General features: G+C 34.1%; 23 protein-coding genes. 7 read left to right on the top strand and 16 right to left on the bottom strand.

What is annotated here, in order from left to right; all coding sequences use genetic code 11:
- Positions 1-166: 166 nt before the first annotated feature.
- The 4 genes from KKQ79_RS06315 to KKQ79_RS06300 form a co-directional block, all read right to left on the bottom strand.
- Entirely contained in the window at positions 167-868 is a 702-nt protein-coding gene (locus KKQ79_RS06315; RefSeq protein WP_213189413.1) for a transglutaminase-like domain-containing protein, read from the bottom strand.
- Between the two features lie 103 nt (positions 869-971).
- Entirely contained in the window at positions 972-1,700 is a 729-nt protein-coding gene (locus KKQ79_RS06310) for an AraC family transcriptional regulator (RefSeq protein WP_213189412.1), read from the bottom strand.
- Positions 1,701-1,872: 172 nt separating this feature from the next.
- Positions 1,873-2,454 (bottom strand): NAD(P)H-dependent oxidoreductase, encoded by a 582-nt coding sequence (locus tag KKQ79_RS06305; RefSeq protein ID WP_213189411.1) that lies wholly within the window; start codon positions 2,452-2,454, stop codon positions 1,873-1,875.
- Positions 2,455-2,520: 66 nt separating this feature from the next.
- On the bottom strand, positions 2,521-3,087 hold the full coding sequence (locus KKQ79_RS06300; RefSeq protein ID WP_104793560.1) for a Crp/Fnr family transcriptional regulator: 567 nt from the start codon (positions 3,085-3,087) through the stop codon (positions 2,521-2,523).
- 353 nt (positions 3,088-3,440) lie between these two features.
- Here KKQ79_RS06300 and KKQ79_RS06295 point away from each other — a divergent pair, with 353 nt between their 5' ends.
- The 6 genes from KKQ79_RS06295 to KKQ79_RS06270 all read left to right on the top strand — a co-directional run bounded on the left by KKQ79_RS06295 (position 3,441) and on the right by KKQ79_RS06270 (position 11,688).
- Positions 3,441-3,902, top strand: coding sequence for a transcriptional regulator (locus KKQ79_RS06295; protein ID WP_213189410.1), 462 nt, complete (start codon positions 3,441-3,443; stop codon positions 3,900-3,902).
- Between the two features lie 21 nt (positions 3,903-3,923).
- Complete coding sequence (locus tag KKQ79_RS06290) at positions 3,924-5,108, top strand: efflux RND transporter periplasmic adaptor subunit (RefSeq protein WP_213189409.1); 1,185 nt, start codon at positions 3,924-3,926, stop codon at positions 5,106-5,108.
- On the top strand, positions 5,108-8,251 hold the full coding sequence (locus tag KKQ79_RS06285) for an efflux RND transporter permease subunit (RefSeq protein WP_213189408.1): 3,144 nt from the start codon (positions 5,108-5,110) through the stop codon (positions 8,249-8,251). The genes KKQ79_RS06290 and KKQ79_RS06285 overlap by 1 nt, the downstream gene beginning before the upstream one ends.
- 112 nt (positions 8,252-8,363) lie before the next feature.
- Entirely contained in the window at positions 8,364-9,674 is a 1,311-nt protein-coding gene (locus KKQ79_RS06280; RefSeq protein WP_250131203.1) for a TolC family protein, read from the top strand.
- Positions 9,675-9,823: 149 nt separating this feature from the next.
- Positions 9,824-10,426, top strand: a complete 603-nt coding sequence (locus KKQ79_RS06275) for a Crp/Fnr family transcriptional regulator (protein ID WP_213189407.1) — start codon at positions 9,824-9,826, stop codon at positions 10,424-10,426.
- Between the two features lie 53 nt (positions 10,427-10,479).
- Positions 10,480-11,688 carry a hypothetical protein gene (locus KKQ79_RS06270; RefSeq protein WP_213189406.1) on the top strand — a complete coding sequence of 403 codons (1,209 nt, stop codon included), beginning with the start codon at positions 10,480-10,482 and terminating at the stop codon, positions 11,686-11,688.
- Between the two features lie 59 nt (positions 11,689-11,747).
- Here KKQ79_RS06270 and KKQ79_RS06265 read toward each other — a convergent pair whose 3' ends face one another.
- From KKQ79_RS06265 to KKQ79_RS06220, 10 genes are all read right to left on the bottom strand, one after another.
- Positions 11,748-12,578 carry a carboxypeptidase-like regulatory domain-containing protein gene (locus tag KKQ79_RS06265; RefSeq protein WP_213189405.1) on the bottom strand — a complete coding sequence of 277 codons (831 nt, stop codon included), beginning with the start codon at positions 12,576-12,578 and terminating at the stop codon, positions 11,748-11,750.
- A gap of 327 nt (positions 12,579-12,905) precedes the next feature.
- Positions 12,906-13,724, bottom strand: coding sequence for an alpha/beta hydrolase (locus KKQ79_RS06260; protein WP_213189404.1), 819 nt, complete (start codon positions 13,722-13,724; stop codon positions 12,906-12,908).
- A gap of 680 nt (positions 13,725-14,404) precedes the next feature.
- Positions 14,405-14,953 carry a fasciclin domain-containing protein gene (locus KKQ79_RS06255; protein WP_104793566.1) on the bottom strand — a complete coding sequence of 183 codons (549 nt, stop codon included), beginning with the start codon at positions 14,951-14,953 and terminating at the stop codon, positions 14,405-14,407.
- A 185-nt stretch (positions 14,954-15,138) separates the two neighbouring features.
- The gene (locus tag KKQ79_RS06250; protein WP_069796454.1) at positions 15,139-15,906 is read right to left on the bottom strand and encodes an ABC transporter permease subunit; all 768 of its coding nucleotides are present in this window, start codon (positions 15,904-15,906) and stop codon (positions 15,139-15,141) included.
- Positions 15,903-16,616, bottom strand: coding sequence for an ABC transporter ATP-binding protein (locus KKQ79_RS06245; RefSeq protein WP_213189403.1), 714 nt, complete (start codon positions 16,614-16,616; stop codon positions 15,903-15,905). Before KKQ79_RS06245 ends, KKQ79_RS06250 begins: the two co-directional genes overlap by 4 nt.
- Positions 16,617-16,871: 255 nt before the next feature.
- Entirely contained in the window at positions 16,872-18,122 is a 1,251-nt protein-coding gene (gene nosD, locus KKQ79_RS06240) for a nitrous oxide reductase family maturation protein NosD (protein WP_213189402.1), read from the bottom strand.
- Positions 18,123-18,206: 84 nt separating this feature from the next.
- Complete coding sequence (locus KKQ79_RS06235; RefSeq protein ID WP_213189401.1) at positions 18,207-18,620, bottom strand: nitrous oxide reductase accessory protein NosL; 414 nt, start codon at positions 18,618-18,620, stop codon at positions 18,207-18,209.
- Positions 18,621-18,627: 7 nt separating this feature from the next.
- On the bottom strand, positions 18,628-19,209 hold the full coding sequence (locus KKQ79_RS06230; protein ID WP_213189400.1) for a hypothetical protein: 582 nt from the start codon (positions 19,207-19,209) through the stop codon (positions 18,628-18,630).
- An 81-nt stretch (positions 19,210-19,290) separates the two neighbouring features.
- Positions 19,291-21,291 (bottom strand): Sec-dependent nitrous-oxide reductase, encoded by a 2,001-nt coding sequence (gene nosZ, locus KKQ79_RS06225; protein ID WP_213189399.1) that lies wholly within the window; start codon positions 21,289-21,291, stop codon positions 19,291-19,293.
- A 26-nt stretch (positions 21,292-21,317) separates the two neighbouring features.
- Entirely contained in the window at positions 21,318-21,821 is a 504-nt protein-coding gene (locus tag KKQ79_RS06220) for a c-type cytochrome (protein ID WP_213189398.1), read from the bottom strand.
- 204 nt (positions 21,822-22,025) lie between these two features.
- Here KKQ79_RS06220 and KKQ79_RS06215 point away from each other — a divergent pair, with 204 nt between their 5' ends.
- On the top strand, positions 22,026-22,394 hold the full coding sequence (locus KKQ79_RS06215; protein ID WP_213189397.1) for a hypothetical protein: 369 nt from the start codon (positions 22,026-22,028) through the stop codon (positions 22,392-22,394).
- 148 nt (positions 22,395-22,542) lie between these two features.
- Here the strand turns inward: KKQ79_RS06215 and KKQ79_RS06210 are convergent, their stop codons facing one another.
- On the bottom strand, positions 22,543-24,159 hold the full coding sequence (locus KKQ79_RS06210) for an AAA family ATPase (protein ID WP_213189396.1): 1,617 nt from the start codon (positions 24,157-24,159) through the stop codon (positions 22,543-22,545).
- Positions 24,160-26,003: 1,844 nt separating this feature from the next.
- Entirely contained in the window at positions 26,004-26,576 is a 573-nt protein-coding gene (locus tag KKQ79_RS06205) for an REP-associated tyrosine transposase (RefSeq protein ID WP_213189395.1), read from the bottom strand.
- Between the last annotated feature and the right edge of the window lie 61 nt (positions 26,577-26,637).

The following is a 26,637-nucleotide window of genomic DNA, read 5'->3' as shown; positions in this document are numbered from 1 at the left end:
ACAAAATTTTAAAAAATACATAATAAAATAGGTAGCCATAACTTTTCTATTCTTATAAGGTAGAGTTTTTAATAAAGAATATGAAAAGGGGCTTTATTCTTCTAAATCGAGTTTTTTATAAAAGAAAATCGAAGGGTTTATTCTGAACCTTTTCGGAGGAACTTTTTTAAGAACGATTTCTAATAGTAGCTACATTTTTGTTCATAATATTTCTTACAAACTTTTGAAAAATAAATTTTTTGAAAAAACTCATTTGTTGTTGATGTTTTGCATAAAAATCGTCGGGAGTATCAAAAATTCCAAAGTCCTGATTAATGCCTTTGTCTTGAATGTAAGTATGGTTAAGATTCCACTCTATAGGTGGGTTTTTTAAATCATCTGTATAAGCTCCATAACCGCAAAATGAAGTTGTACAATCTTGATTTTTTTGTTGGAGCTGGGTTAAATAAGCCTTGTCTAGAATAACACCTTCCATAGAGTACCATTTCTCCTCAACAAAGACTTCTACCCAACTGTGCAAAATATTTTTGGGAGAAAGTAAATACCAGACACCAGTGATAGCACCTTTTTGTAGAGCTTTGTCTATGGTGAACCCATGAATGCGATTAGGAATACCCACTGCCCGCAAAAGCGCCATAAGTAAAGTAGCCTTGGTGTTGCATTGTCCATATCCATCTTGTAATACTTGCGTGGCAGAGATGCCATCAGATATATTGTAACCAAACTGTATGTCATCTCTTACAAAGTTATAAATTGTTCTTACCCTTTCTACAGGAGGTAAAGCCAACCAATTTTTACTTTTGATGAATGATTGAATTGAAGGTGAGGAATAATTTAGAATAGAAGTTTCTTTTAAATAAGCGTTCATAATAAGAGGTGTTTAAGAGATTTAATCATTTGAATATTTTCCCATGTAATCATTTACACTGCAAAATTCAGAATCCTCAAAGTCTTAAAATTGTATAAACTGGCTATTTATTAGAAACAAAAAATTTAGGTGAAAAGCCAAAGGTTTCTTTGAAAGTTCTGGTATAATGGGAACTGTCTGTAAAACCAAACGCATGAGCTGTATGGGTGATAGAATGGTGAGTCAAAAATGGTAAAGATTTGATGGTCTTATTCCACAGTTGATATCTTCTAAAATTAAGTTGAGTTTTTTCTTTGAATAAATGTAGAAAACGAGGAGGAGAGAGATGACAAAACGCTGCTGCCGCTTCCAAACTTAGTATTTCATCAAAGTGATGTTCCAGTAAAGAAAGCGTTTTTATGATTCTATCATCTTGAACATGGTTTTCATTTTCGCAAAGACAGGAGTATTCTCGGAGAATATCTGAAATAGATTGTGCTATTTCTTCTTGAGGAAGATCGGTAGTGTACTGTTTTAATAAATTTTGAAAGAGAAGCGTAATGGGATCTGGCAAAATAGAAAATTCTGATGTATCAAGAATCAAAAATAATTGGTGTCCAATACTGCTGAGAGGATTTATCAGTAAAGTTATTTGTAGACCTTCACATTGCAATTGGTGCTCTACTTTTGAATTGATGAGAAAAGCCTGACCCAAAATTTCATCCTTTCCTTTTACTTGTAGTCGCAATGAAGAATGAAAAGAAACACTCACCTGCAATGCATAATGCTTGTGAGTGATATTTTCTTGTAATGAACCAATAAAAAATCCAAAATTTTGACCAAAGTAAAACATAAAGACTTGGAGAAAAAGTTAATATCTCATTCATTAACAGTAAACAAAGCGTTTTTCTTCTTAATGAAATCAAAATTATTGTGAAATAAAATCCAAAGAAACAAAATTTATTCTACATGAAAAAGATAGTGTATCCTTAAGCTTCATTATGCTGTACAATACCATGATGAGGTTATTTTAATTTTTTCCCGAGTTGTTCTATCTTTTCAAGCCATTTTTTTCGAACGTTAAAATCTGAAGTTTTTACAATTCCTAAGTAAGTAACCTTTACTGGAGATATTCCACAGAATTCTAAAGTAGATTTTTTTAATTGATTCACACTGGGTCTACCATAAACCAAACGATAGTACCAACTAGGTTGATCCAAGGTTGTGATAATATGAGCCGTTTTGCCTTTCAGTAATTTGTCCCACTGGATAGAATTTTCTCGATATTGAAAAGCCATACCTGGCAAAAATAGACGGTCTATAAATCCTTTCATAATGGCAGGTAAACCACCCCACCATACTGGATGAACCCAAACCAGATGTTCTGCCCATTGTATGGATTCCCAAGCTGCGATAAGATCTGGTTCTAATGGCGTTCTTTTTTGATAACCAAATTCTAAATTTGGATTAAATTTTAATTCTGAAACTACAAGATGTTTTACCTCAGCCCCAACCGAACGTGCCCCATTTTCATAAGCATTGGCAACTCCGAAATTAAATGAACCTTCATTAGGATGCCCATTAATAATCAATACTTTTTTACCCATTTTTTGCTTGATATAAATTGAAAGGCAAAATTAAGAGTACGGCGATTACTTTTGTAGGACATTTGTCTAAAAAGTAATTTCTTTTCTAATTCTGCTTAAATGTCTTTGGGTAATGCCTAAATATGATGCCAAGTATTGCAATGGAATTTGCTGAATATATTCGGGATGATTGGTAAGTAAATCCATATATTTTTCTTTAGCACTTGTTTTTTGGAGTTGAAAAATTCTTTTTTCAAGTGCGATATATTGCTCTTCTGCAATCGTTTTTAGGAATTTGGTCCAATGATGACTTTGGGCTTCTAATTCCAAAATAAGATTCTTAGGAAAAACCAAAAGTTCTACAGGAGTAATCGCTTGTATGTTTTCTTGAGTTGCTTCTCCAGTAATAAAGGAAGAATAAGCAGTGATAACATGCTGAGGAAAATGAATGCAATACGTAACTTCTTCTCCACTGGGAGTGGTGTAAAAAGAACGCAAGGAACCACTGACGATAAATCCTACTTCTTTACAAATTTCATTTTCTTTCATGAAAAAATCCAATTTGTTTAAACTCCTTTTGACTGAAAGCTCTTCAATTTGGTTAATTTCTTCTTCATTAAATAGATGATATGAATTAAAATAAGTTCGGATCATGAGATTCTGGTTTATAATGGAAAAGCAAAAATATTCTTAAAAAATATTTTACAAAACGAAATGAATAAAAAATTGCTTTCTAAAATTTTTTAATTTTCTAAACATAAAATAAATTTTCATTAATTCTATAAAACAATCCATAACTCATAACTCATAACCCATAACTCATAACCCATAACTCATAACCCATAACTCATAATTCATAACTCATAATTCATAACTCATAACTCATAACTCATAACCCATAACCCATAACTTCATCACCTCCACAAAAAAAAATTGATAAAATCTATCTACTTTAGTTCGTTTAGTTCCGAACTAATTGGTAAATTAGCGCCTCAATTCATTTCTAAATGAAAAATAGTTTACAAATAGAACCACAAGTATATCAAGAATTAGTAGATTTCTATGGTCAACTCTTTGATATGCCACCACTTTCTGCAAAAATTTACGCTTACCTTGCTTTCGACTTTGAAAGAAAGGGTTTATGCTTTGATGAATTGGTAGAAACTTTCTGTGCGAGCAAAAGTTCAATCTCTTCTAGCATTAATTTTTTGCTCAATGCAGAACTCATCAAATCACTCAATAAAATCGATGAAAGAAAGCGGTATTTCCTCATTAATGAAGGATTTATCAACATCAGATTCGAAGAAATTGTAACGCGAATGAAACGAGAGATAAAAATTTTAGACCAATTAAGTGTGTTTAGAAAAACTCGCATAGACAATACCGAGTATGACAAACGTTATATATTGTACAAATCACTGTTAGAAAAAAACATTGCCAATATTCAGGAAACATTAGACAAATTATAAATCATGAAAAAATTGAATCATATGAAAAATATTTTTTTGCTCCTCATCTTATCACTACTGTCAGTCATTTCTTGTAAAAAACAAGAAGAGAAAAAAGACGGACCAAAACCTTATCCCGTAATCAGTGTAGAAACCAGAAACGTAACAGGATATGATGTCTATCCTGCTGCAATAAAAGGAGTAGTAAATAATGATGTTCGTGCAAAAATTCAAGGATATATTACTCAGGTTTTAGTAGATGAAGGCCAATATGTAACCGCTGGTCAACCGCTCTTTAGACTAGAAACCAACATGCTAAGTGAAAATGCAGATGCTGCAAAATCTGGAATTACTGCGGCACAAGCCAATGTTTCTGCGGCGAGAGCAGCTGTAAATGCAGCGCAAGTAGAAGTAAATAAATTAAAACCTCTCGTTGAAAAAAATATCATCAGCAACGTACAATTGCAGACGGCTTTAGCAAATTTAGCAAGAGCACAAGCACAATTGTCACAAGCAATCGCATCACAGCAACAAGCATCTGCCAATTATAAATCAGTACAGGCGAATATCAATTATTCCATCATCAGAGCACCTATTTCAGGAATTGTAGGAAAACTGCCATTGAAAGTTGGAAGTTTAGTTGGCCCTTCGGATGCTACACCATTGACTACCATTTCAGATACCCGTTCTGTATATGCATATTTCTCAATGAATGAAAAAGAATATTTAGATTTCTTAGAAAAATCTTACGGAGCTACTGTTCCTGAGAAAATCAAAAATCTACCCAACGTAGAACTGGAATTAGCTAACGGAAGTCTGTATCCAGAAAAAGGAAGAATAGAAGTGGTAACAGGTCAGATTGACCCAGCTACAGGAACCATTCAGTTCAGAGTAGGGTTTCCTAATCCTTCTAAATTGTTGACCAACGGAAATAGTGGAGCCATCAGATTTCCTAAATTCTATGACAATACTTTAGTGGTTCCAGAAAGTGCTACCTATGAGCAACAAGGTATGGTATACCTATTCAAAGTAGAAAAAGATACCGCTAAAAATACAGTGATTGAAGTGCAAGACAGAATTAATAACATGGTCATCATTAAATCTGGTGTAAACAAAGGTGACAAAGTAGTAGCTGCAGGAATTGGCGGACTAAAACCAGGAACGGCAATTATTCCAAAACCTGCAAAATTTGATAGCATTGTACAATCTATAAAAACGCTTTTCTAATGATAAAGAATTTCATCAACAGACCGGTTTTATCAACCGTAATTTCTATTCTCATCGTTATTTTAGGGGTGCTGGGATTGATGGCTTTACCCGTAACTCAATATCCAGATATCGCACCGCCTACAGTAAGCGTATCGGCAAATTATACAGGAGCCAATGCAGAAACGGTGATGAAAAGTGTAGTAGTGCCGTTAGAAGAACAAATCAACGGGGTAGAAGGAATGAGCTATATCACTTCTTCTGCGGGAAATGATGGTTCGGCGAACATTCAGATATTTTTTAAACAAGGAGTAAACCCAGATATTGCTGCGGTAAACGTGCAGAATAGAGTAGCCAGAGCTACACCGCTTTTACCAAGTGAAGTAACGCGTTCTGGAGTGGTAACACAAAAACAACAAACCAGTGCGCTGATGTACCTCTCTTTTTACTCAGAAAATAAAAAAATAGATGATGTTTATCTTCAAAATTATTTGAATATCAATGTTATTCCAAACATCAAAAGGATTAATGGAGTAGGAGATGCCAACGTAATGGGTGGAAAAAATTATTCCATGAGAATTTGGCTAGACCCCAATAAACTAGCTGCTTATGGACTGAATCCTACAGATGTTACCGCAGCGATAAACGAACAGAGTAGAGAAGCGGCAGCAGGTTCTATCGGTCAAAACAGTGGAAGTTCTTTTGAATACATCATCAAATACGTTGGGAAATACAACAGCAAAGAACAGTATGATAATATCATCATTAAGTCTTTAGGAAACGGACAAAACCTCATGCTGAAAGATGTGGCCAAAGTAGAATTGGCAGCGCAATCTTATACAGGAAGAGGGGAAAACGGAAATTCTCCAGCCATCAGTATGGGGATTTTCCAAACGCCGGGTTCTAATGCACAAGATATCATCAATGACATCAAAGCTTACCTAAAAACAGCCGAAAGCGACTTCCCAGAAGGGATTCATTATACGGTGAATTTTGACACCAATGAATTTCTGGATGCCTCTATCGAAAAAGTAGTCCATACCTTAATTGAAGCGTTTATCTTGGTATTCATCGTAGTATTTATTTTCTTGCAAGATTTCCGTTCTACATTGATTCCGGCAATTGCAGTTCCCGTATCGATTATTGGAGCGTTTTTCTTTTTGAATCTTCTGGGATATTCCTTGAATTTATTGACGCTTTTTGCCTTAGTTTTAGCGATTGGTATTGTGGTAGATGACGCCATCGTAGTAGTAGAAGCAGTACACGCCAAAATGGAACACGGCATCAGCGATGCCAAAAAAGCAACCATAGAAGCCATGCACGAAATTACAGGAGCAATTATCTCGATTACTTTGGTAATGGCTGCCGTTTTCATTCCCGTAACTTTTATTGAAGGACCTACAGGTGTGTTCTATAAACAGTTCGGGATTACCTTAATCGTGGCGATTTTAATCTCAGCAATCAATGCATTAACATTGAGTCCAGTGTTGTGTTCTTTATTTTTGAAACCTCAACATCACGATAAAGAATACGAAGAAAAAACCACCATGGGAAAATTCTTCCACAGATTTAATGCAGGCTTCAAAGCATCTACAGACCGTTATGGAAGAGCTTTTGTATATCTCATCAGACACAAGAAAGTAACCGTTATTATTTTTGCCATTACCATGGGAATTTTATGGTGGGCAAATGCTTCCATGAAAAAAGGTTTCGTTCCGAATGAAGACCGTGGAATCATCTTTACAGATGTTCAACTTCCTGCAGGAGCTTCCATGGAAAGAACGTATAACGCTTTGAAGGCAATTCAACAAAAAGCCTTACAAATTCCGGGAGTGAAAAACGTAACCATTTCTACAGGAAGAGGTTTCTTATCAGGAAACGGTAGTAATAATGGTTTGGCGTTCATCAGACTAAAACCTTTTGAAGAAAGAACCAGTGACGACGAAAAAATAGAAAACATCACCAAAAAACTCTTCGGAATGGCAGCTACCGTTCCAGATGCGAAAGTAGTGTTTTTCCAACCGCCTTCTGTTCCAGGTTTTGGAAGCAGTGCTGGTTTTGAAGCGGTTTTACTGGATAAATCGGGTGGTGATTATGCGGATTTAGACAAAGTAACGCAAGAATTCATCGGAAAATTAATAGAAAGACCTGAAATAGAATTTGCGCAGACTTCTTTTAATACCAAGTATCCTCAATATCAAATGTCGATTAATGTTCCCGTTGCAGAGCAATCTGGCGTTTCGGTAACCGATATTTTAAATACCATGCAAGGCTATATCGGTGGAATTTATGCAGCAGATTTTACCAAATATGGAAAACAGTTTAGAGTGATGGTGCAAGCCTTACCAGATGCGAGAAAATCTCCTGAAAGTTTAAATGCCTTATACGTAAAAACCAAATCTGGAGTAATGGCACCAATTTCTCAGTTTGTAACCTTAGAAAAAACCTATGGTCCACAATCAGTAAGCCGTTACAACTTATTCACTTCCGTGAAAATTACTGGGTCTAATGCACCGGGTTACAGTACCGGAGACGCAATTAGAGCAGTACAGGAAGTAGCAGATGGTGCACTCAACCAAAACTATGAAGTAGAATTTACAGGTTTGTCAAGAGAAGAATTAGCTTCTGGCTCTCAAACACTGTTGATATTCCTCTTGAGTTTGGTATTTGTATATTTCATTTTAGCAGCGCAATATGAAAGTTATATCTTACCGCTAATTGTGATTATTTCCCTTCCATTAGGAGTAATGGGAGCGTTTTTAGGTCAAAAATTAGCAGGCTTAGAAAACAATATTTACTTCCAGATTGCCTTAATCATGTTGGTAGGTTTATTGGCGAAAAATGCCATTCTAATTGTAGAATTTGCAGTGCAAAGACGTCATCACGGTGAAACCTTAGTCATGTCTGCTATCAATGCAGCTAAAGCTAGATTAAGACCGATTTTAATGACTTCTTTTGCGTTTATTTTTGGTTTATTGCCTCTGATTTTCGCAACAGGAATTGGAGCGGTAGGAAACCGTTCGATTGCAACAGGTGCAGCTGTAGGTTTATTGATAGGTACATTTTTAGGATTGGTGGTAATTCCTGTATTATTCGTGATTTTCCAATATTTACAGGAAAAAATCACGCCGCCTAAAAAACTAGAAATTAATCTGTCTGAATAATTTAAAAACTAAGTTTATGAAAGTAACAATCAATAAAATCATTCTTATATTTTTCGTAAGTTTTTTGGTGGTTTCTTGTCACACCAGACAGAATTAACAAAGAGCTAACGATGTGGTAGACGAAAAGCTTTTCAGAACAGATGCCTTGCCAAAAGACAGTTTAAGCATGGCAAATCTCTCTTGGAAAGAAATTTTTACCGATGCTGTTTTGCAAAAAAACATTGCCAAAGCTTTAGAAAATAATTTAGACATCAGAATCGCTTTGCAAAATATTGCGAGTGCAGAAGCCTATCTGAAACAGTCAAAAGCAGCGTATCAACCTACCATTTCTGTGGGACCTGATTATTCTTTTAATACCTCGTCGCTGAACACTCAGTTCGGACAAATTGTAGGAGAAAGAAGATACATCAATCAATTTGATATTACTGCAAATCTTGGTTGGGAACTCGACCTTTGGGGAAAACTAAAAGGGCAAGAAAAAGCGCAATATGCAGCATATCTGAGTTCTGTTGCAGCGCATCAAAATGTAAAAAGCAATTTGGTGGCTTCTATTGCGACAGCGTATTATCAACTCTTAGCTTTTGATGAACAGAAGAAAATTTTCAGCAATACCATAGAAATTCGCAAAAAGAATTTAGAAACCACCAAAGCTTTAAAAGAAGCAGGAATTGTTTCGGAAGTAGCGGTTCAACAAAGCGAAGCATTGGTGTATAACGCCGAAGCTTCTTTAGTGACTTTAGACGTTCAAATTCAGATGTTAGAAAATACCATTTCTTTGTTAATGGGAGAACCTTCTCACGAAATCGAAAGAACATCACTCAGTACACAGAATTTTGCGCTCAATACGGATTTAGGTTATCCTAGTGCGCTTTTGGCGAATCGTCCTGATGTGAAACAGGCAGAATTTAACCTCATCAATGCTTTTGAACTCACCAATGCTGCGAAAGCACAGTTTTATCCTAGTCTTAGAATCACAGGAAGTACAGGAGTACAATCGGTAGATATTGACAAATTATTCAGTGGAAATTCTGTTTTTGCCAATGTTTTGGTAGGTTTGGCTCAGCCGATTTTGAACAAAAGACAAATCAGAACCAATTACGAGGTAAGTCTTGCGAATCAAGAAAGAGCTTATCTGAATTTTAGAAAAACGATTCTGAATGCGGGAAATGAAGTTTCAGATGCGTTAAAAATGTACAATGCGCAAGACCAATTCATCGCTTTTAAGAAAAAAGAATTATCAGCGTATGATAAATCGGTAGAGTTTTCTCAGGAATTGGTGAATTATGGAATGGCGAATTATTTAGAAGTGCTGAATGCCAACGTGAATAAATTGAATGCCGAAATTAACATTGCCAATGCTCAATATACCAAATTACAAGCAGGAGTAGAATTATACCGCGCTTTAGGTGGCGGTTGGAGATAAGAAATTGTTTTGAAATTTTTGTTAAAAAGGCGTTCAATGCTATGTTGAGCGCTTTTTTATGCTGAAAATGAGAGGGTTTAGTCTTTTTTGAATTCTTTAGTAAAGTCATTTAAAATTTTGTAAATTGCAAAAGGTAAAATATTTTTGCGATGAGTTTTATTATAGATCAAGAATTTAGTTTTAACACAAATGCTGAGTTAAAAAAATACAAAAAAGATGAGCTTATCCAAAGCGAAGGAAATTATTCGCAATGTTTTTACTATTTGGTAAAAGGAGAACTTTCTGTCTTTCACTTTACCGAAGAAGGAAAAGAATTTTTGCAACACAAAGTATTTGACCAAAGTTTTTTCGGGGAACCAGCGGTTCTGTTAGGGAGGCCTTTTCCGGGAAATGTAGTGGTGACTTCAGAATGTGCAGAAGTTTACAAAATTAACAAAGATAATTTCCTCAATTATCTCAAACAAAAACCAGATTTACTCATAGAATTTACCAAGTCTATTGCCGAAAAATCCATCAACAAAAGCAATTCTATTAAAAATATTGTGTTTCTAAATCCTGAGAACAGAATTTTCAGCCAACTCTGCGATTATAAAAAGCAAAAAAGCTGTGGCGAAGAAAAAATCCTGATTGACATCACCCGAAAAGAACTTTCGAATATGACGGGTCTCAGAACCGAAACCATCATCAGAACCGTAAAAAAAATGGAAAGAGATGGCAAATTAGAAATCAGAAATGGTAAAATTTATTTCTAGTCGCTGTGATTACAATCATAGAATTAGCGTTTTAATTTCTCTAATTTTAGGGCATGAAAAATCAAGCATTCTTACTTAAGTTTTCTGTTTTCAGTTTTGTAATCGTTGCGATTTTAGGCGTATTGATGCGCTATAAAATTGCCTTTTCTTTGCCTTTTGTAGAACAAAAACATCTGCAAGAAGCCCATTCTCATTTTGCTTTTTATGGCTTCATCACTTCGTGCATTTACATTTTAGTAGCACAATATCTAAGCAAAACGGTAGAAGTAATTCAGATGAAAAAATACCAAATATTGATTGGGGTTAATTTTTTCGCTTCTTACGGAATGCTGTTGAGTTTTCTCTATGCAGGATATTATTGGTTGTCCATCATTTTTTCCACCATCGCTTTGCTGAATAGTTTTGTATACTATTTTTTCTTAATAAAAGACCTTAAAAACCTTCAGGAAACTTCCAAAATTTGGTTTTTAGCAGCTTTTTTCTTTGCCGTATTGTCATCATTAGGCGTTTTTACATTGAGTTATATGATGGCGAGTAAAAACGTGGTACAGGAATTATATTTAGCGTCTACCTATTTTTATCTGCATTTTCAGTACAACGGATTTTTTATTTTTTCATGTCTAGGATTGCTCTTTTATCACCTGAAAGAAAAAGGAATTCTAATCAGTTCAACAGAAAGCAAAATGATATTTTGGTTGTTGTTCATAGGATGTTTCATAGGCTTCGGTTTATCGGTTTTATGGTTGAAACTTCCTGTTTGGATTTATCTAGTCATTGTTTTGGCAACGCTTGTTCAAACTTACGGAGTTTTTCTCTTTTTTAAATGGATAAAAAATCAATGGCCAAAGATAAAAACCACGACCAATCCTTTGCAAAGATTTGTTTTCATCTATGTAGGCTTTGCTTTTGTAGTGAAAATTTTATTGCAATTGGGTTCTGTTATTCCTGCGGTTTCTCAATTTGCGTTCGGTTTTAGAAACGTGGTGATTGCGTATTTACACTTGATTTTACTGATGTGTGTTGCAACTTTTTTGTTGAGTCAAGTGATTCAAAATTTTAAAACAAGCCCAAGATTAAATACTGGATTAAAATATTTTCTGTTAAGCGTTTTTCTGAATGAATTTTTATTGGGATTAATGGGCATTTTCTCGATAAAATATGTAGCGATTCCTTTTGCCAATGAATTTTTATTCGGAATCTCTGTACTCATTTTAATCTCTATTCTAATCATCTTCAACACCTTAAAGGAAAAAAACAATTAAACCCCTTACTTTTTTATAAATCCAAAAAAGGCTTACTGAATTTCAGTAAGCCTTTTTGCTTATTTTTCTATTTGAACATCAACATTTATTGAAGGTTCACCTGTGGAAAATTTTTTCCATTCTCCAAAATAAGTACGATAGTAAGTATCTTTTGAGAAAGCAAATATATTACCGCCAAAGTAGAGTTTACCATTTAAACTTTCATCAACTCGCACAAGTACAAAGAAATCTTCATTTGTCCAAATATTTTTTTCATTTACATCAAATGAAACTTTGTTATTTATAATATCGTTTTTACTTATTGTTAGTTTTAATGTTTCATTTGTCAAGGATTTTTTGTCGTCAGGAAATCCATTTGACGCATTTTGGATATCAAATATTAAAGTTGCAGAATCCTTAACGTCAAAATTTACTATACTTAGATTGATTGACTTTATTTTTAAGTGTTTTTTGTTTTCTACCTTTATTGCATATTCATTAAATAATCTATCTTTTTTTTCTGAATTATAACCACAATAATTGGTTTTGGCATTTGAAGTTCCAAAATTTTTATATTTATATTTCTTTGGGTTAATGTTTACGGGTTCAATGTTTATTATTTTTTCTTTCAAAATAATTTCTCCGTTTGATTTTATAAACTCATTTACTTTGATTTCATATGGTATAAATTCACTAACATAAACCTTTAGCTTGGCATTTTTGTCAATACCTGAAAAGTCAATTTTAAAATTCCCATTTTGATCTGTCAAATCACCAATTCTAGTGTTTTCAATTCCAACTCTTGCACTTTGAATTGGATTTCTGTCTTCTTTTAATATTTTTCCCGAAATTAATTGTGAAAAATTTAGAGTAAAAATCAATAATGTTAGTAAACTTGAAATTTTCTTCATTTTTGAACATTTTTTTTTAACACTAGCTAATACTCAAATAAACGAAATCAAATTACAAAACGCTTCATTTCAATAATTTATAGGTTGGTAAATAATGGTAAGATTTTGTTTAGTTCGTGTTTTGAATTTCAGTTTATTAGTTCCTAACAAATATAAACAAAAAGCAGAAAATAAAATAAAGGAAAACCGTAATTTTTTCCTCGGTGGCTGAGCTTGTCAAAGCTACAGTGTAAAAAACTCCGAAGTTTCAATCTTCGGAGTTTTACATCTTTTTAAAAAATAAAGAAAAGATTGTGAAATAATTATTAATATTGCTTCTATAGCTTTTTACTCTGTTTTATTTAATGTCCAAATAATTGCTTTTTCTTTTGTAGCTCTGAAAATAGTAGTATGTTTTTCTTTTGGTTCATCAGAAAATTTCCATTTTAGATTAGTTTTATTTTCTTTTTTTAAGATGTTTGCTAATTCTTTTGTGAAAGGCGAAATGTCTTTTGCATTTGAAGCAGCAAACCAAACTCGTTTTTCGTTTGATGGAAATTTAGATAAATGTTCTTTTGCTGTTCTTACTAAATAATGATTATTCCACCATAATGAAGGATCAAAAGCAATATAATGGTCAAACATTTGAGGTGTTAAAAAGAAGGTTTCCATTACAAATAAACCTGATGCAGATTCTCCAATGATGCTTTTTTCATTTGTAGTTCTATATCGTTTGTTAATTTCAGGAAAAAGTTCATCATTAATAAATGCTCTAAATTTTTCTGAACCACCAACAACTGCTGCGATTTCTTTGTCTTTTTCAATTTCTGTAAAACCTGTTAAATCCCTTCTTCTTTCAGTATTTTCAATTCCTACTAGAATTAAAGGTTTTATTTTCTTTTCTTTTATAAGTTTGGCCAATGTATTAGCAATGTGAGGAAAGTCTTCTTTTATCCCACCATCTGCCATATACATCACGGCTAATGAATCCTTATCATTCTTGTAGTTTGGAGGTGTCCAAACATTAATTATTCTTTCTTCACCCACTTTTTTGGATTGAATTTTAAAGGTTTCGTATTCTGGAATGGGGTCGGTGGGTTGAGAAACGTTTGAACAACTTGCAAGTGCAATGATGATGAAAAGTAATTGGTTGTAAATGAATTTCATATTTTCAATTTAATCAGTTATTGTTTTTTTCGGTGTCATCTATTCTTATAGAGTAATCTAAAACAAATATAAACAAAACTAAGGAAAACCGTAATTTTTATCTCAATTCGGTGGCTGAGCCTGTCGAAGCCACAATATAAAAATTCAACAATAAAACCTAAAAATAATTTTCCACCTCGGTGGCTGAACCTGTCGAAGCCACGCCACAAATAAATCCGTTCGGAAAAAACAATTTTAAAACACACGCTTCATCAATTCGCTAGCGAATTCCCACTTTGCTTCCTTAAAAACATAAGAATAATAAAAAATCTTTGCGTTTCAAAAATAATTCAGATTCCTAATCGTGAGCAAAAAACATAACCATGTCATTCTGAAGGAAGCGCAGCATAGTGAATAATCTCTTCAAAAAGCAAAATATTTCAACTTCACATCTTCACAATTTCCAATGTTCCTCAGAGCCCTCAAAAACGCCATCATTTTACTACATCTCCGAGAACTTTGTGATAGAAAATATACAATTTCCACAAAGCTTCATAGCGAATGAATTTCGCCAACTTTGCTCCCTTAAAAATATAGGAATAATAAAAAATCTTTGCGTTAAAAAAATTGCAAAAGATGCTATAAAAAAAAGACTTACTAAAAATCAGTAAGCCTTTTGTTGTGAAAAACCTATGTAATAATTATTGTGGTAAAATAACACCATCTACTACGTGTACAATTCCGTTAGATGCAGGAACGGTAGCAATAATATTAACGGTTCCGTTGATGGTTGGTTTGCCATTCACCATTTTAATAGTAATATTTTTACCGTCTACCATGCCTAATGATTGACCGTCAGTCATTTGTTCTGTTTTAATCACTCCTACATAAGTGTGGTGTCCTAAAATATCACCCAATTTACTGTTGTTTTCAGGTTTTAATAAATCATCTACTGTTCCAGCAGGTAATTTATCAAAAGCAGCATTTACAGGCGCAAAAACAGTAAATGGACCTGCATTACTCAGTGAAGTAGTGAGTCCCGCTGCTTCTACTGCGGTAACAAGGGTAGAAAGATCTTTATTTCCTGCCGCTAATTTTACAATGGTAGGTGCAGAATCTTCGTCTACTACAGCTTCTTGACCACCAGCTACAGCTTCTGTAGAGGTTGAGGTTTCAGTGGTAGCCTCGGTTTTGTTGCAAGAGATAAGTCCTAAAGCAACACAAGAAAGGATTAGAAATGTCTTTTTCATATTTTTATAAAATTTTAAATAAAATTACGAGCAAACCCAGTCATGCTTTTATGATTGTAATCATAAAATAAAGGCTTGAAAACGTGAGATTTATCAGAGAATTGAAAAAAGAGCTAAATTGATATTTTAAAAAAAAATCTTCCCAAAGAGGGAAGATCTACAAAAAAAACACAAATGATGAAAAATTATAAATCTTTCTTGTTAAATTTGATATAAGAGAGCAGAAAAGGGACCGCAATCCAAATAAAGAGAATCACCATAGAAATTCCCATTCCGCCACCTGAACCAAAAATATCTTTAAAAACTGCTCCAGAATAGCCGAGCATCGCTGAAATATTGAGTTGCAAGAGCACGAAAATTCGGGCAAGACCAATAGGATTTATCGCTGCCAATGTCGCCATGATTCCTTCAATGGGATAATCCGAAAATTGGAACATGAGAACCAATAAAATGCCGTCATAAATAATAGCGAAAAACAACCATACAAAAATCGAAATGCCTATTCCTTTGGCTCGGTCTCTGCTTCCAATCGAAGACAACATAGCAAATGCCGTGAAAATAACCGAAAGCATTACTCCAATGATAATAAGCGAAAACCCTGTTTCTATAGAAGAATAAAGCAAAATAGGAACGCCACAACCAAGTAAATACGCCAAAATCAATGCGGAGGAAAGTCCGATAAAAATATTCAACCAAATCTTGCCTCTAGCAATGGGTTGACTGAGCAATAATTCTATAAACTGACTGCTGTTATAGACGTAAATCGTAGAAAAAATAATGCTCACAAGTGGAACCACCAATAAAACAATATTGAGCAAACTCAACGTAGCTTTGGTATAATTGCTGTCTAATCCCAATACTGACCATGAAATAACAAAGAGGAGTAGGGTATACAACAAGACGATTTTATTCTTTAAAATGTCGAAAAAGATGAATTTTGCGATATTGTTCATGGCTTCATTTCCTTTAAAATACTGATGATACTTTCTGAGATTTTCTCGGTTTTTCTTTCGGTCATTAATTCTTCTACAGATTGGTGAACAATGACTTTTCCTTCATTCATGAAAACAATTTCACTCACAATATCATCCAATTCGCTCAACAGGTGAGACGTGATAATGATGAGTTTTCCTTTGTTTTTTTCTTTGATGATTTTATTTTTTAAAATTTCAGAAGCAAGTGGGTCCAAACCTGCCGTAGGTTCATCCAAAATTATAATCCCAGGATTGAATAAAAAAGCCAAAACAGCACTTACTTTTTGGGTAGTTCCGCCAGAAAGCGTGCGCATTTTTTTGTCGAAGATACTTTCCAGTTCGAAAGCTTCTAAAAGTTCAGTATCTAATTCGCTTTCAGAGACTTTTCGGGTATCTTTAATCATCTGAATGGTTTGCGCGATGGTCATATTCTCAGGATATCGACCAATTTGAGGCATGTAACCAATATTTTTTCGGTAGAGATAATGTTCTTTTACGCTTTCATTATTGACCAAAATATCGCCATCTTCTACTACATTTAATCCGAGAATACATTTAATAAGGGTAGTTTTTCCGCAACCATTGGGACCAATGAGTGCAACAGAATGCCCATCATTAAAGCGAATATTCACCTGATTAAGCGCAGTGAACTTATTGAATTTTTTGGTTAAATTTTTTATTTCAATCATAACTTTTTATAAAAATAATTTTTAAAATCACAAAACGGAGCATCAATTCACCATTCATCCATCATCCTTCATCCTTCATCCTTCATCCTTCATCCATCATCCATCATCCATCATCCTTCATCCATCATCCTTCATCCATCATCCTTCATCCTTCATCCTTCATCCTTCATCCTTCATCCATCACTCCATCACAACTTCACGACTTCACAACTTTACAACTTTACAACTTTACAACTTCATCACTCCATAACCTCATCACTCCATCACCTCATTCGCTTTCATCTCTGGCTTCTCATCCACAAAATTCTCAGGAGTAAGACTTGGAATTAAGCGTTCGGAACGGTCTAATATCTCCACAAAAAATGCTCGGTACAACAACATAATCATAGGATTTTGTTCAGAAAGCACGGAGTATAAACTCAAGGGATGAAAAGGAACATCGCCAATTTGGTCTTTGTCTAGATCATAACCTTCGTATTTGTCCCAGTGATTATTTTTGAAAATATTCATCACAAGGCTTCCACTCGTGCTCACATCGAAAGTATTGTTCTCGAAATTATTCTTCATGAGACGGTTTTCCATGCAATTGGCATTGAGTTTTATACCCCAACCGTTATTAGAAAACTGATTGTTGTAAAGGTCAACTTTAGATGAACCGTCCATAAAAATGGCAGCCGTGTTGTTATTGAAAATATTGTTTTTGATTTTACTGAAGGTAAGGTCTTTGAGCAAGAGCCCATAAACGCCATCTCCCCAGTTATCGAGGAATTTATTTTTATACATGCCTACATTTCGGCTGTACATTACCGCAACTCCAGCGTCATTATTCTTAAAAATATTTCCAGTGTAGACATTGTTATGCGCGAACATGAAGTGCAACCCATAACGTTTATTTTTTTCGGAAATATTTCTAAAAACAAAGGTGTTGTTGGCTTTTTCTAAGTAAATGCCGTCTTTGTGACCAGAAATGTAATTGTTTTTGATCCAGATTTCTGCACTGGACCAAACGTGAACGCCATCTCCGATTAATTCTTGAGATTTTCCTCTATTGGTGGTGATTTTATTGTTTTGAATCAAACATTGATACCCTCTCTGAATGGTAATCCCGAAATAATTGTTCTCGAAAATATTATTTTTAATGGTTGAAAACTGACTGTCATATAAACGAACAGCACCTATGTTTTTCACTTCGTCTTCCCCAGAATTGATGATTTTAAAACCTTGCAAAAGAATTTTATTGGCTCTTAGAGAAACAATTTCGTACTTCATTTGCCCGTCCAAAACAGGTCTACCGATTCCAATCAGGGCAATAGATTTTTGGATGTTGATATTTCCTTCTCTGTAATGTCCTCTTTGCACCAAAATGGTATCGCCATTTTGAGCTTGAACAAGGGCAGAGTTAATGGTCTTGTAAGCCTGATTTTTACCTACCACAAGCGTTTTCGCTGAATGATACGCAAAATTCAGGAGGAAGAAAAATGATAATATTTTGGATAAATTTTTCAAGATGTTTCAAAAAAATAGGCTTTGCTAAAAATATTAAAAATAATGTTTCTCACAAAGCCTAAAAGCTATAAGTTAAAGTGAAATTTATTGTTCTAGGAAGCTCGCTCCTAATTTTTGAGCTTCTTCTTGGGCTTTGGTTTTGTCGATAAATGCTGCTACATTACCATTCATTGGGCTTTTTATAGCACCACCTGTGATAAGGGTTGCTTTTTCTATTGGGAACAATTCATTGGTAATAAAATCAGGCACATACAATTTGGCTTGACCTACTTGCTCTGCATTTTCGGTGGCATAACTTTGCATACAGTTCAGATCATCGAATTTATAGATTCTGCCTTTTTCTGTAATAAGCTCTGTGGCGAATTTAGGGTCTTCTATTCCCATTTTGCAAAGTTCGCACTGGTCTTTCCCGAAGTTTATTTTTTCTGGACCTTTTGGTGAACAGGAAAAAAATATACCTAAAGAGATGATTCCTAGAATGTTAAATAAATTTTTCATTTTTACATTATTTATTAGAAGATTTGAATTCTAAAACAGATAAAACCAATGAAATAATCCCTACCGCAAACATAATCCATCCTCCAACATCAGGATAAGAGTAAGCTCCAAAATTCAGTAGTTGCTTAAAACCTAATAATGGTGGTTGATAGCTCATTCCTGGTACGATTATAGGAGCATTAGGATTGAGATTGTGTCCGTAATCATATTCCCAAAGCCAAAAATCTACCATAAAAGCGATTCCGAAAAGTAAAAATAGAGCCGTAAAAAAATAAAGTCCCCATTTTTTCTTCAAGAAAGCAAAAAGGAACGCCAAAACGGCAAAAAATCCTAACGCATAAGGTAATACTTTAAATTCCCAAAAATCTTCTTGATGAATGGTTTTCATCCCGATATAATGGTTGAGACCATTGATGATTTCATAATCTCCTGTAATTTTATTGGCGTGCAAGAACATTCCTAAACCTTCGGGATATTGCGGAGCTTCTAAATAAATAGCCCAAATTGGAACAAAAATACTAATAACTAACCCAATTCCTGAAATGGATAAAAGAATGATAGATAGCTTTGATAATGAATTCGTTTTCATTTTTTTTTTTTTTTGAATGTTTAAAATTCAATAATTAGAATTTTTTAAAAGAAAAAGGGCAGTAGAAACTGCCCTTTTAAATTATTTAGTTTCTCCTTGTTTTACAGGACTTTTGGCATTATCTGCTTTGTTATTAAGGCTGTAAGTAAGGGGTGTAGAACTTCCAGCTGGTGAAACTCTTACATAACCTTGCATTTCTTGGTGTAATGCAGAACAGAAGTCTGTACAATACATTGGGTACATTCCTGGTTTTTTAGGAACCCATTTTAGAGTACAAGTTTCACCTGGCATAATCAATAATTCTGCATTTTGATTGCCTTTGATAGCGAAACCATGCGGTACATCCCAGTCTTGTTCTAAGTTGGTCACGTGGAAGTACACTTCATCACCTACTTTGATACCTTCAATATTATCTGGAGCAAAGTGAGAGCGAATGGAAGTCATATAAACGTGAACCTTATTACCTTGGCGCACTACTTTACTGTCTGCTTCACCTTTAGTAACATAAGGATGTTTGTTTTTAGCAATATCATAGAATTTCAACTGATTTTTCGTGAATAATTCTGCAGGAGCAGCTTGTGCGTAGTGAGGTTCACCAAAAGTTGGAAAATCTAATAACAGCTTCATTTTATCTCCGCTAATATCAAATAACTGAGCAGATTGAGTTAATTCTGGACCTGTTGGTAAGAATCTGTCTTTAGTAATTTTATTATAAGCTACTAAATATTTCCCGAAAGGTTTGCTGGTATCACCACCTGCAACCATTAAGTGACCTGTTGAGTAGAAAGTTGGTTGTCTATCTAACACTTTAAGTGTCTTAATATCCCATTTAACAACTTCTGAAGATACAAACATAGATGTATAAGCGTTACCTTTTCCATCAAACTCTGTGTGAAGTGGACCTAAACCTGGTTTTTGAACTTCACCGTGTAGTGTGGCTTCATACTTCAAGATTGGGACACCACCATATTCCCCTGAGAATTGTTTAGTTTCAATAGCTTTTAACATTTTGCTAAAGCTGTGAACAGGAATCATTGCTGCCAATTTACCAGAACCAATAATATATTCACCTGTTGGATCTACGTCGCAACCGTGAGGAGATTTTGGTGTAGGCATGAAATAGCAAATGTCTTTTAATTCAGCCACATCAAGAACTGTTACTTCTTCTTTCATTTCAGAAGTAGCAGTGTGAGTTTCTTCATTCCAAGTATTATGAGCGTATTTTGTTTTTACTTTACGTCCTTTTCCAGCTTTAAGATATTCTTCTGCTTTTTTCCAGTTTACCGCCATGATGAAGTCTTTATCATTTTGAGAAGCATTTACTTCTAATAAAGAATTGGCTTGTTCTGAATTGTAGCAAGAGAAGAAGAACCAACCGTGAGATTTTCCTTTACCAGCGTGAGAAAGGTCAAAGTTTACAGCAGGAGCTTGGAGCTGGAATCTGATGTCCATTTTTCCGGTTTCTTTATCTACACCAATGAAAGAAATCACTCCTTTGAAGTTTTCTTTGAAAGAATTAATAGGAACGTCTCCGTTTTGATCATCTGTAGGAACAGAGAAACGGGTTCCTGCAACTACATATTCAGTATTCTCTGTGATAAATGGTGAAGAGTGGTTACCTGCAGAGTTCGGCAATTCTATAATTTCTACTGTTTTAAATGTTTTAAGATCTAATCTTGCAACACGTGGTGTGTTATTAGCGTTAGCGAATAACCATCTTCCATCTATTTCTCCATTAGTTTGAGACAAATCAAGGTGGTGTTGATCGTCCCAAGGAATAAATCCGTGAGAAGTTTCTAACATCGGTTTAGTTTCTTCACTGTAACCATACCCATTTTCTGGATTTACAGAAAAAACAGGTAATACTTTTAATAATCTACCACTTGGCAATCCATAAACATTTACTTGTCCATTGAACCCACCACTAACGAAATTATACATTTCATCATATTTTCCTGGTGCTACATACACTTTTTCTGCGGCGTCACCACTTACTGCGGTTTCTGTACCTTTGGGTTTACAACTGCCTAAAAATGCTAATGAAGCAAAGGCCGAAATACCAAATAACTGAATAATTTTCATATATTTATTTTTATAGTCTATCTAAATTATTTTGCACCGTCGATTTCTCTCATGTACTCTAGAATTTGTCTTGCTTCAGTTTCATTAAGCCCTTGGTTTGGCATTCTCACTAAACAAATCTCTAATTGTTTTTGTAATTCTGGGTCTACACTAATCATAGGATCTGGATTGCTGATGAAGTTCATAATCCAATGTGGAGTTTGTCTTGTAGTCACACCTTTCCATCCCGGACCTACTAATTTTTCTTCTGTAGGTTTATGACAAGAAGTACATTTTACCTCTGATACTTTCTTCCCTTCAGCAGCCATAGCAGCGTCAAATTTGCTCACATCTACGTTGCTTTCGTCATATTTACCTAAACCTCTTTTCGGATCGTATTGTCCTGATTCAGATGATGCACTAGTTTCCGTAGTAGCAGCAGATGTTTCTGTAGATGAGGTAGGTGCAGAAGCGTCTGCAGGCTTGTCATTACCACAAGAAACCATCGCGAAAGCCATCATAGGAAGAATTAGAAATTTCAAATTTTTCATATATTTTTATTTTAATATTAATTTGATAGCAAATTTAACGTTATTTAACACTTGGGATTTATGACTTGAATCATAAAATAAACATGACATTTATTAGCAAATTTGCACCTGTAAAACAGAAGAGCATTTTTGTGATTATTTTTTAAAATAATGACGGCTCATATAGTGGACTCATTTCTTTTAAAAAAACAGTATTGAATCAATATGAAAAATAATTGGATAATCTTAGCAATGTTCGCTTTCTTGATTTCTTGTAACAAAGAATCATCGACCACAGAAAATTCACCAGTGATAAGTGATAAAAATTCTAAAGAAGTTTCTTTAAAACAAGAGGCAAAAACCTTAACCAATGATAAAGGAGAAACCATAGTGGTAACGTATTTTGCCGAAGGAATAGATTTAGCGATGACTCTTAAAAAGAATGATGAAGAAGAACACAAATTGGTGGCAAAAGGAACCAATCCAAAAGGTGAACCTATTTTTACAGATGGTTTTTATGCTTGGGAACTGTCTGATGATGGATATTCAGGAAGACTCACAGACAAGCAAGGAAATGTAAGTGTTTTCAAATAAATAGCTTTATTACTTTGTTTAAAAAATCCTCAAATTGATTTCAATTTGAGGATTTTGTTTTTGTTATAGAATGTGACATTGACTTCATGTTTTATTTTTTTAATGACTATTTTCTAAAAAAAAAGGAGTGGTGCAACAGTTACCCATGTTAGCTGTTTGTGCTTTTTGTACCAAAAATTTGTCTTTCCAAGTCCTTATATATTTCTGTTTCGTCAGTAATTAAGGGTGCCATCGTGTCTCTAAGAAATGAGATTGTATTATTCCCACATTGTCTTAAACTCAAGATTCTTTTCAGTTCTGTGTAAATTTTACCACTTGCGGATTTAATATCATCAGTAGGATTATGCCTATTCTCAATGCTGTCTTTGATGGCGTCTTGTTTTGCAATTAGACAAGCATCGATTTTATCTTCTTGTCCCTGTGCGATGCAAAGTTTTTTAATGATTTCATCGTCTAACAGATAATTTTCAATGTGTCTTTTATCAAGTGTTTTTATACCCTTAGTTAAAAGTTCTGCTACTTCTGCATTACTTTTATCGTCCCTGTCTACAAACTTTATGATTTTAGATGCCTTTAGAATATTGGAAACTAATTTCACACTTTGGTTTTCGATGTCTTCGATTTCATTGCATGAACCAATAGAAACAAATGTAGTGTCATGGTATTTTTCCTCAAATATTTTCGAATAAATTTGAGCATCAAAATTTTGACATTTTCTACCTTGCTGTGTTCCTTCACAAAAAACAATTTGTCTTGGGGAAATTAACTTTGAAAAATCAGAAAGAGCTAACTCAAAGAATCTGTTCCAAATAGATTTATTAATTTTTGTTGGCGTAATTATCTCTTCTGAATCAAAATCCCGATTATCAAAGTCTAAAAATGTAACGGTTGTAGGATTTTTAGTTTCTAGTTCTTCAGCTTCTTTTAACATTCCAATTGAATGTGTGGAAATCCAAAGCTGAGAATGTTCTGGAATTAGCCTATAAAGTTCAGCTAATAATTTCGATTGAAGTCTGGTGTGCATATGTGCTTCAGGCTCATCAATGCAAAATATTGTGTTAGAGTAAAATTTAGATTTTATAATTAAATCTAATAACAAATCAAAAGCTGATTTTTCTCCTGCGGATAGATTTTTATAATGAAAATCCTTTGAATTACCTTTTTCAAAATAGAAGCTGCCATTTGATAACGGGTCGCCAATAGAACTTAATGTTAAATCGTCAAAGACATTTTTCAGAGATGTTTTTATTTCCCCTATAAGCTCCTCTCTATAATTCTCAACTGTCTTTGAATTATTGGATGTATTAAAAACCCCTGCAAGTGTTTGAGAAATTAATCTTTGATAGTTTTCCGAAACTGTCAAATCGTTTCCGTTCAATGTTTCAAATTTTGAATTTTCTGTCGGATTTCTTTGATTATTTAGAGTGTTAACAGTAAAGTCGGGTTCATTTCTGTAAGCAGTTCTAAAGTAAAATTTATCTTTCAATTCCTGTTTTACAAAAGAGTCATGAAAGTCAATTTTCACTTTGTTTTGGTACCAATTGTCTGATTTTCCTTGACTGTCCTTTTTTACAAAATAATCTTGCTGACCAACAGTACTAAACCCTTCAAGTCTATACCAATGGTTAAATGCTTCAAACAAAGAGGTCTTGCCACTACCATTCGGACCAACTAAAACAACAAGTTTTGCAGAACAAGGTAGTCCTGTTATTTTTAAATTTGTGAATCTTTTGAAGTCTGTAATTTGTATTTCTTTTATTCTCATATGTTGTCTTTGTTGTGTTTAATAGCATGACAGCTAACGGTTCGGCGGATTTGCGAAGTCCCGAGAAGGAAGTTTACTTCCGTTCGTGGTATTCTGCAAATTTATAGTGCAAGTTGCACCACTCAAATTTACAAAAACTTGTATAAATATTATACTTTCAAAGCATCAATAACTCAATTTTAAAAACACATTGCTGCGCAAAGTCTCCAGACTTTGAGTTCCGATGTTCCTCAGAGCACTCAAAAACGCCATCATTTCAACACATCTCCGAGAACTTTGTGATAGAATATATACAATTTCCACCTCGTTTCAGAGCGAATGAATTTCGCCAACTTAGCATACTTAAAAAAGTAATTCAATAATAAAAATTTTGCGTTTAAAAAATAATTCAGATTCCTAATCGTAAGTAAAAAACAGAACTATGTCATTCTGAACGAAGCGTAGAGTAGTGAAGAATCTCTTCATCAAGGAAAAAGTTTTTCTACACTTGCCAACCGAAAATACGTGACCTTTCCAGAACATCTCCGATGTTCCTCAGAGCACTCAAAAACGCTATCATTTCACCACATCTCCGTGAACTTTGTGATAGAATATATACAATTTCCACCTCGTTTCAGAGCGAATGAATTTCGCCAACTTAGCATACTTAAAAAAGTAATGAAAGAATAAAACTTTTGCGTTTAAAAAATAAAACAAAAGAGCATAAAAATAATTTTCATACACGGTGGCTGAGCGTAGTCGAAGCCACAACACAAATAAATACGTTCGAAAAAAACATTTTAAAACACACGCTTCATCAATTCGCTAGCGAATTCCCGCTTTGCTCGCTTAAAAAAGCAATTCAATGATAAAAATCTTTGCGTTTCAAAAATAATTCAGATTCCTAATCGTGAGTAAAAATAGAACCATGTCATTCTGAACGAAGCGTAGCATAGTGAAGAATCTCCGATGTTCCTCAGAGCCCTCAAAAACGCCATCATTTCACCTGCTCTCCGTGAACTTTGTGATAGAAAAAAGTCTGTTTAAATAACAATTCCCATAAAGCTTCATAGCGAATGAATTTCGCCAACTTAGCTCACTTAAAAAGCAATTAAAGAATAAAAACCTTTGCGTTTAAAAAATAAAACAAAAGAGCATAAAAATAATTTTCATACACGGTGGCTGAGCGTAGCCGAAGCCACAACACAAATAAATCCGTTCGGAAACAACATTTTAAAACACACGCTTCATCAATTCGCTAGCGAATTCCCGCTTTGTTCGCTTAAAAAAGCAATTAAAGAATAAAACCTTTGCGTTTCAAAAATAATTCTCCTCCTGAAACAGATTCCTAATCGTGAGTAAAAAACAGAACTATGTCATTCTGAACGAAGCGTAGAGTAATGAAGAATCTCTTCATCAAGGAAAAAGTTTTTCTACACCTGCCAACCGAAAATTCGTGACCTTTCCAGAACATCTCCGATGTTCCTCAGAGCACTCAAAAACGCTATCATTTCACCACATCTCCGTGAACTTTGTGATAGAATATATACAATTTCCACCTCGTTTCATAGCGAATGAATTTCGCCAACTTAGCTCACTTAAAAAGCAATTCAATAATAAAAACCTTTGCGTTTTAAAAAACCTTAATCTCAAAAATCTCTCATGTCTTTCAAACCAAATTCCTCAAATTTTCAGCAGCTTTTAAAATCGTTTCTGGCTTTTTACTGAAGCAGAATCTAATCAACTCGATGTCGCGGATTTGTAATCCGTGACTATTACTATTTTATAATTATCTATGCTCAATGCGGATTTGTAATCCGTGACGACTATTATTTTACTAGATGTTTTGCAATTTGTTACTCTCACTATATTTTGTGATTATCCCAACCCATGAAAACGACTTCTACATCTAAAGCACTATCTAAATCAGCATAATTTCTTGCAGAGCTAAAATAATAATTTTCTGCTTCCGTTACAATCTTTTCTTTTACAGGATTTTCATGTATGTACTTTATTTTTTCCTTTATCCAATGGTTAGAGAAAATTTCTTCTGCATGATAGCCATCTTGCCAAACTTTGTATTGCTGTGGTCGTGATAAATGTTCGCAAGCTTTGCTAAAATACTCTAACAGCCATTCTCTTCTGCTTTCAGGTTCGTCTTGTATGGTTTGAATTATTTTTTTAGAAGTATATTTTTTGAAATCTCGCATAATTTCTGATAATGTTAAATCTCCATCTGCTCTGCAAAATAAATGCAAATGACTGTGCATAAGGCAATATGCAAATACAACAAGTCCTTTATTTTTTTGACAATACTTGAGTGCATCTATGATTAAATGTTTTTGTGGCAATCTTGTGAATACATCTACCCAACCTACTGTGGTAATAGTAATGAAATATGCCTGTGAAATTTCAGTGGCATTGTATTTGGTTGACATTATTAGTTTTGAGTAAAAATATTAAAAAAACAGCAACAAAAAAGTGGCTGTTTTTTTAATG

It is taken from the genome of Cloacibacterium caeni (genome assembly GCF_907163125.1).
Lineage (GTDB): Bacteria > Bacteroidota > Bacteroidia > Flavobacteriales > Weeksellaceae > Cloacibacterium > Cloacibacterium caeni_B.
This window is presented reverse-complemented; position numbering and strand designations above follow the sequence as displayed.

What these genes read in the sequence shown, in the direction of transcription:
- KKQ79_RS06315 (WP_213189413.1), bottom strand. Translation starts at nt 868, where the DNA reads ATGAACGCTTATTTAAAAGAAACTTCTATTCTAAATTATTCCTCACCT.
- KKQ79_RS06310 (WP_213189412.1), bottom strand. Translation starts at nt 1,700, where the DNA reads ATGTTTTACTTTGGTCAAAATTTTGGATTTTTTATTGGTTCATTACAA.
- KKQ79_RS06305 (WP_213189411.1), bottom strand. Translation starts at nt 2,454, where the DNA reads ATGGGTAAAAAAGTATTGATTATTAATGGGCATCCTAATGAAGGTTCA.
- KKQ79_RS06300 (WP_104793560.1), bottom strand. Translation starts at nt 3,087, where the DNA reads ATGATCCGAACTTATTTTAATTCATATCATCTATTTAATGAAGAAGAA.
- KKQ79_RS06295 (WP_213189410.1), top strand. Translation starts at nt 3,441, where the DNA reads ATGAAAAATAGTTTACAAATAGAACCACAAGTATATCAAGAATTAGTA.
- KKQ79_RS06290 (WP_213189409.1), top strand. Translation starts at nt 3,924, where the DNA reads ATGAAAAATATTTTTTTGCTCCTCATCTTATCACTACTGTCAGTCATT.
- KKQ79_RS06285 (WP_213189408.1), top strand. Translation starts at nt 5,108, where the DNA reads ATGATAAAGAATTTCATCAACAGACCGGTTTTATCAACCGTAATTTCT.
- KKQ79_RS06275 (WP_213189407.1), top strand. Translation starts at nt 9,824, where the DNA reads ATGAGTTTTATTATAGATCAAGAATTTAGTTTTAACACAAATGCTGAG.
- KKQ79_RS06270 (WP_213189406.1), top strand. Translation starts at nt 10,480, where the DNA reads ATGAAAAATCAAGCATTCTTACTTAAGTTTTCTGTTTTCAGTTTTGTA.
- KKQ79_RS06265 (WP_213189405.1), bottom strand. Translation starts at nt 12,578, where the DNA reads ATGAAGAAAATTTCAAGTTTACTAACATTATTGATTTTTACTCTAAAT.
- KKQ79_RS06260 (WP_213189404.1), bottom strand. Translation starts at nt 13,724, where the DNA reads ATGAAATTCATTTACAACCAATTACTTTTCATCATCATTGCACTTGCA.
- KKQ79_RS06255 (WP_104793566.1), bottom strand. Translation starts at nt 14,953, where the DNA reads ATGAAAAAGACATTTCTAATCCTTTCTTGTGTTGCTTTAGGACTTATC.
- KKQ79_RS06250 (WP_069796454.1), bottom strand. Translation starts at nt 15,906, where the DNA reads ATGAACAATATCGCAAAATTCATCTTTTTCGACATTTTAAAGAATAAA.
- KKQ79_RS06245 (WP_213189403.1), bottom strand. Translation starts at nt 16,616, where the DNA reads ATGATTGAAATAAAAAATTTAACCAAAAAATTCAATAAGTTCACTGCG.
- KKQ79_RS06235 (WP_213189401.1), bottom strand. Translation starts at nt 18,620, where the DNA reads ATGAAAAATTTATTTAACATTCTAGGAATCATCTCTTTAGGTATATTT.
- KKQ79_RS06230 (WP_213189400.1), bottom strand. Translation starts at nt 19,209, where the DNA reads ATGAAAACGAATTCATTATCAAAGCTATCTATCATTCTTTTATCCATT.
- nosZ (WP_213189399.1), bottom strand. Translation starts at nt 21,291, where the DNA reads ATGAAAATTATTCAGTTATTTGGTATTTCGGCCTTTGCTTCATTAGCA.
- KKQ79_RS06220 (WP_213189398.1), bottom strand. Translation starts at nt 21,821, where the DNA reads ATGAAAAATTTGAAATTTCTAATTCTTCCTATGATGGCTTTCGCGATG.
- KKQ79_RS06215 (WP_213189397.1), top strand. Translation starts at nt 22,026, where the DNA reads ATGAAAAATAATTGGATAATCTTAGCAATGTTCGCTTTCTTGATTTCT.
- KKQ79_RS06210 (WP_213189396.1), bottom strand. Translation starts at nt 24,159, where the DNA reads ATGAGAATAAAAGAAATACAAATTACAGACTTCAAAAGATTCACAAAT.
- KKQ79_RS06205 (WP_213189395.1), bottom strand. Translation starts at nt 26,576, where the DNA reads ATGTCAACCAAATACAATGCCACTGAAATTTCACAGGCATATTTCATT.